5 protein-coding genes are annotated in these 4,786 nt (G+C 59.7%); all 5 read left to right on the top strand.

The genetic code is table 11. From position 1 onward, the window contains the following. The coding region (locus tag J2X92_RS29405) for a hypothetical protein (RefSeq protein ID WP_307581408.1) at positions 1-1,581 on the top strand (1,581 nt) is incomplete at its 5' end. Then, positions 1,578-1,814, top strand: a complete 237-nt coding sequence (locus J2X92_RS29400) for a hypothetical protein (RefSeq protein WP_307581406.1) — start codon at positions 1,578-1,580, stop codon at positions 1,812-1,814. The genes J2X92_RS29405 and J2X92_RS29400, both read left to right, overlap by 4 nt. Before the next feature lie 111 nt (positions 1,815-1,925). Next, positions 1,926-3,509 carry a hypothetical protein gene (locus tag J2X92_RS29395; RefSeq protein ID WP_307581405.1) on the top strand — a complete coding sequence of 528 codons (1,584 nt, stop codon included), beginning with the start codon at positions 1,926-1,928 and terminating at the stop codon, positions 3,507-3,509. A gap of 12 nt (positions 3,510-3,521) precedes the next feature. Then, complete coding sequence (locus J2X92_RS29390) at positions 3,522-3,887, top strand: hypothetical protein (RefSeq protein ID WP_307581404.1); 366 nt, start codon at positions 3,522-3,524, stop codon at positions 3,885-3,887. A 682-nt stretch (positions 3,888-4,569) separates the two neighbouring features. Beyond that, the coding region (locus J2X92_RS29385; RefSeq protein WP_307581403.1) for an ESPR-type extended signal peptide-containing protein at positions 4,570-4,786 on the top strand (217 nt) is incomplete at its 3' end.

Raw genomic sequence — 4,786 nt, 5'->3', positions numbered from 1 at the left:
GCAGCCACGGCAGCGATGCGCGGGGGCAGGGTGTCGATCCAGCAGGTGGCTGTCGATGCCTTTGGCAATGCGTTGGGGGAGAGCATTGCGGGGGCTAACGGGCAGAGCAGCCGCAGTGACGATCTGGATGCGTTCCTCGTGTTGAACGACAACTTCAGCGGGGTGGACGTCAATGGCGGCGTGCCGATGGTCAACGGGCGGCACTTCTCGCAGGATGCGCAGGCGCGCCAGGCGGGCCTTGACCCGTTGGGCATCCGGCAGATGACGCCTCAAGCTCCTGCAGCGGCGCCTTACGTCGACTCGGACAATTGGGATCTGATGGGCACCCCGCGAAGTGTGGGCGTCGCGGGTCGCGAGGCATCACGCGGGGCCTGGGGCATTGCCGCTTCCCTGGCCGGAACGGGTGCGAGCAACGCAGAGATCAACCAGGTCAAAAACCAGTTGCTGACCTTGAATCCCGAACTGGCCAATGGCGCGGAGTCGGGCCAGCGCTACTACGTGCCGGATGCCGACACCCCCGCAAACGTGGCGCTGGCGCGAGGTGCCGATAGGGCCTACGCGGCGCAGTTGCAGGCTAGGGCCGAAGCGCAGGCGCAGCGGACAGCGGATGCGGCGCAGGCAGCGACCTATCGCAACGAGAACTACGGAAATGAGGGGCGCCAGAGCATGCAGGCTCGCGCAGACGACATTGCGTTTGTGGCGAACATGTTTGGGAAGAGCTCGGCGCTTCCTGCGACCGTCGCACCGCCAGGCCAATGGAGCGTTGCTGAGCAGTCATCGCCCGTGGAGAGAGGCACGACGATTGAGCAGGTCCGGGCGGGCGGGATTGATGTGAGAGGCGGGCCTTCCAGTTTTGCGGCACAAGGAATGGAGTTTGGGAGCCTGCCGGGGCAGCAACTGACGCCTTTCCAGCGAGAACTCGGTGGCTTCGCGCAAGATATTCCAAAGATGCCGGGGAACATTGTGGTGGGAGCGGCTGAGGCCGGCATGAATCTCCTTTGGGGTGCTATTCCTGGCGCACCGGCCTATGTGCCATATCTGGATTCGCTTCGAGCGCCTTACGGCAGTCCGGCTTCCCCGTACGCGGAGCTTGGATTGGGGTTGGGTACCGCTGCACTATCGAGAGTGAACACGCAAGGTTCTGGAAATTCGATTGTTTCCGAGAATGCAAGCTCCGCTATATTCGGAGCCAGAGGCCCGACCAGCGGCAGAACTTTCGATCCATTGGAAGCGGGTGGCCCGTTGCGAGACTTGTCAATGGATCGGCTTAAAGTCACGGACCGCGGCATTGACGTCGTGATCAAACACACCTCGCGTTTCGGGCCTGACGAGGCAAACGCCTTCATGGTTAACCGGTTGCGTCAGATATCCAGCGGTAAGCTGGAGGCGTCGGCCTATGACCTCAACTACTACAGTCATGAATTGAGGGAGTACACGCGCTATCGACGAATGGGCTGGGAGACTGGCCAACCGGCAGACATGATGAATGCCCGGAATCTGTGGAACAACACGCACACTGCAACGCTCGAAGAGTATCGACTTCGGGACGGCCAGCTCTATCACCCGAGTGCACCGCAATGAACATCCAAGCCAAGAAACTAGTCCTCCAGCTTGTTGCCGAACATAACGGGGAATGGTCGTGGTATCAGCTAGAGAGGGCAGTTGGTCGGCTGGATCTGGTGAACCAGTTTGACGTGACCAGTACGGCTCTTTCTTTGGTGGAAGAGGGAATGCTGCTCGCTGTGGAGCGACCGGGCCACGAGCATCCGGTCTATAGCCTCTCGGAAGCAGGGCGGAGCGCACTGGATAGATAGAGATGGTGGTCGGGCTCTTCGTCGGCGAATGATGCCTTTGGCAATGCGTTGGGGGAGAGCATCGCGGGGGCCAACGGGCAGACGCGCTACAGCACGCCGCAGGCCGATCCGTTGACGCTTGCCATGGAAGTTGCGCCGGGCTCGAATGCCGATTGGGTGCTGGACAGCAACGACGGCGCACCTACCGCCCCTTCGGGCAGAGCCGGCTTTAGCTACACGGGCTCTGAAGACGGCATCATGGCCATGGCGCAGCGGGCGGCCAACAGACAGGCTTCGGCCAATTGGTACGCCACTGGGGGCATGCCTGCGGGTGCGCCGCCGACGAGCTACACGGCCCAGGCGGGTGATGGCCCGTTGGCGATTGCCGACGGCATTGATCCGACCAACCGCTACGCGATTGCGGCCTTGATTGCGGGCTCCGGGCAGGCTTCGTACAGCGCCAGCGCCAATCGCTGGATCACGACGGCAGGGCAGACCTACAACGGCGATCTGTCGAGTCTGAGTGCCGACCAGATTGCGCAGCTTGATCGCGCAGGAAGGCAACTCACCAGCACGGAGAGCAGCATCGACAGCCGACGTGAGGCGTTGAGGCAGGCGCAAGCGGCGCAGGCAGCGACCTACCGCAACGAGAACTATGGCAATGAGGGGCGTAGCCGGCCGACGTACAGCTCAAGCAGCTATGACGACATGAGTTGGCTCAGTCGTCGTGGCAATGCCGTAGAGACGGCGGCGAGCACCACCGCCCTGCAAGGCATCTATGACGAGTACGGGCTGATGACCAACCCTGCTGCGGCGCCAATCGGACAAGTCGTTGCAGGGGTCATGTTCGGTGGGGCACGCGTGCTGGCGGAGCCGGTGATGCAAGTAGGCGATCTTTTACAGGTTGCTAACGAAATGGGTCGCAGCTTGGTAACCGGCGAGGGCCCGCGAGACATCGGCTACATGAGCATGGTTGGGCAAGCTAGCGGCCAAGGTGCAACCACCGCGCAGATCGCGAATGGCGGGATGTACTCGCTGCTGAAGACACCAGATCGGATCATTGAGAATCTGCAGAAAGGTGATTACTACGCTGCCGGCGAAGACATTGGCGGTGTGGGTGTCGGGCTTGGCTTTGCTGCTGCAGGAGCACCACGGGGTTCAGGTCAGAACTTTGTGGTCGGGAGCCGGCTTGCGATGGAGGATTCGTTCGCTGTAGCGGGCTCTCTCGTGGATGATGCCTTCAGGCCGATCAGTCCAAGAACTGCGCAACGTGGATCGGTATCTGTGGACTTGCTGACGGGCAGGTTGCTGCCCGATTCTGCGGCTGCAACAGGGGCAAATAGCACGAGTCGCGCTTTCAAAACCGGCGAAGATGTCATCCACTTTGAAAAGCACGGATCGGAAATTGCACGGACACTTGGCTACGAAAATTATTCGCTCGGCCAGTATGTTCAGGATGCCAACTCGGTCATTGCGAACGGGACATTCGCTCCCGAGTTAAATGCGTATGTCTCCATTCCTGGCGGAACGGGATCGGCCAAGGGATTAATGGTCGGACTTGACAGAGCAACTGGAGAAATTACCACAATGCATATGAAGCCTGTTTCCTGGTTTGAAACCAAGGCGCCTAGTCTTGGATGGGAAGCGCAATCGAAAACCGTACGGACAAACACCGTTGGGCCGAATCCGCAAAGTGGTTGGAAATGGCCTTACTGATTGAATATAAAAATGCAAGTTAAAAATATCAAATGGTTGTCCGTTCCGGCTGCCGAAGCGGAAGTAGAAATTACAGATGGCGCTTTCACTTGCGTTGCCTTTTCATGTCCATGCGAAGTAGAGGTGAACGAAAAAATCTCTGAACCACTGCACGTATTTGACATTCGGAACGCAATGTTGGTTGACGATGTCGCGCCAGGCATCTGGAGTCTCACAGACGAAAGTCTTGGACGGAAAGTGATTGCCGAGCTAATTGATGTGCCGAAACAGCTATTAAAGGTGGGCGGTATATTACTTGTCGTCGAAGAGTACCTTCCAGGCGGGCTTGAACAAGGAAATCTCGTTGAATTTGAATGCGCGCGAATTGATCTTTGGTGATTCTTGGTGACATCACTGCGCCAACGATTAAACGGCGATGGGTCTGTGCCGCCTGTCCTCTCCACATGAACCCGTCGCCTCTGCCATCCCGCGGAGGCATGAATTTTTTCAGGCGGCCAGATTCGCGTGCTCGTCGCGGAAGCCACTTTCGAACGGCTGGGGCCCGCTTGACGGGGGGGGGGTGCATGTTTGTAAGCAATTTTCACCGCCGGGTCGGGTCGGCTCCCGCCCCATATGGACGCCTCGTCATTGATCAGGTTCGTTCTCGCTGTCGTTTCAACATCGAACGTAGTAGCCGATCAGCCTTCCCTCGAGTGCCTGCACCCATCGGCCGGCGCCTTGGGCATGGGCTTGCTGCATGTCGGCCAGGGTCCGGCCGTGCCATGCCTCCATAGGCGTCAGCCCCTGGAGGTTCTAAAGCTGCCGACCTGAGCGAACTCTGGCGACTGCTTGCGATGCCTGTCCTGTCCACATGAATCCGTCACCTCGGTCATCCCACAACCAAGCCAGCAGGCACAAGGCCATGCGGGATCGATGAACGCGAGGGCGAGACAGGATGCGAGGAGACAGAGCATCGCAACTCATCCGGCGCGGATGCCGTGCGTTTAGCCCCGCGCTAAACAATTCATGCGAAGTGTGGATGTATTGACGGTATGCCCCACCGCCAGCAAACCCGCCGTTCGTGAACCGCCAGGTCCACCGCCTCGTCTTCAGCGCCAGCCGTGGCGGATTCATGGCCGTGGGCGAGACGGCAAGGAGCGCAGGCAAGCGCTGCGGCAGCGTGCGAGCGCAGCGCCGATCAAACCGCCCCATCGTCAACCAGAACACCGACCGCTGGGGCAACGTGCTGAGCATCAGCGACCCGCGCTCGGCCAACTGGGTCACCAGCTACAGCTACA

This window comes from Variovorax paradoxus (assembly GCF_030811855.1).
In the GTDB taxonomy this organism is placed as follows: domain Bacteria; phylum Pseudomonadota; class Gammaproteobacteria; order Burkholderiales; family Burkholderiaceae_C; genus Variovorax; species Variovorax paradoxus_L.
Note: the sequence above shows the minus strand (reverse complement) of the source record. Positions and strands in the feature narration are given on the sequence as shown.

Excerpts from the sequence above, each read along its gene's own strand:
- J2X92_RS29400 (WP_307581406.1), top strand. The coding sequence starts at position 1,578 with ATGAACATCCAAGCCAAGAAACTAGTCCTCCAGCTTGTTGCCGAACAT.
- J2X92_RS29390 (WP_307581404.1), top strand. The coding sequence starts at position 3,522 with ATGCAAGTTAAAAATATCAAATGGTTGTCCGTTCCGGCTGCCGAAGCG.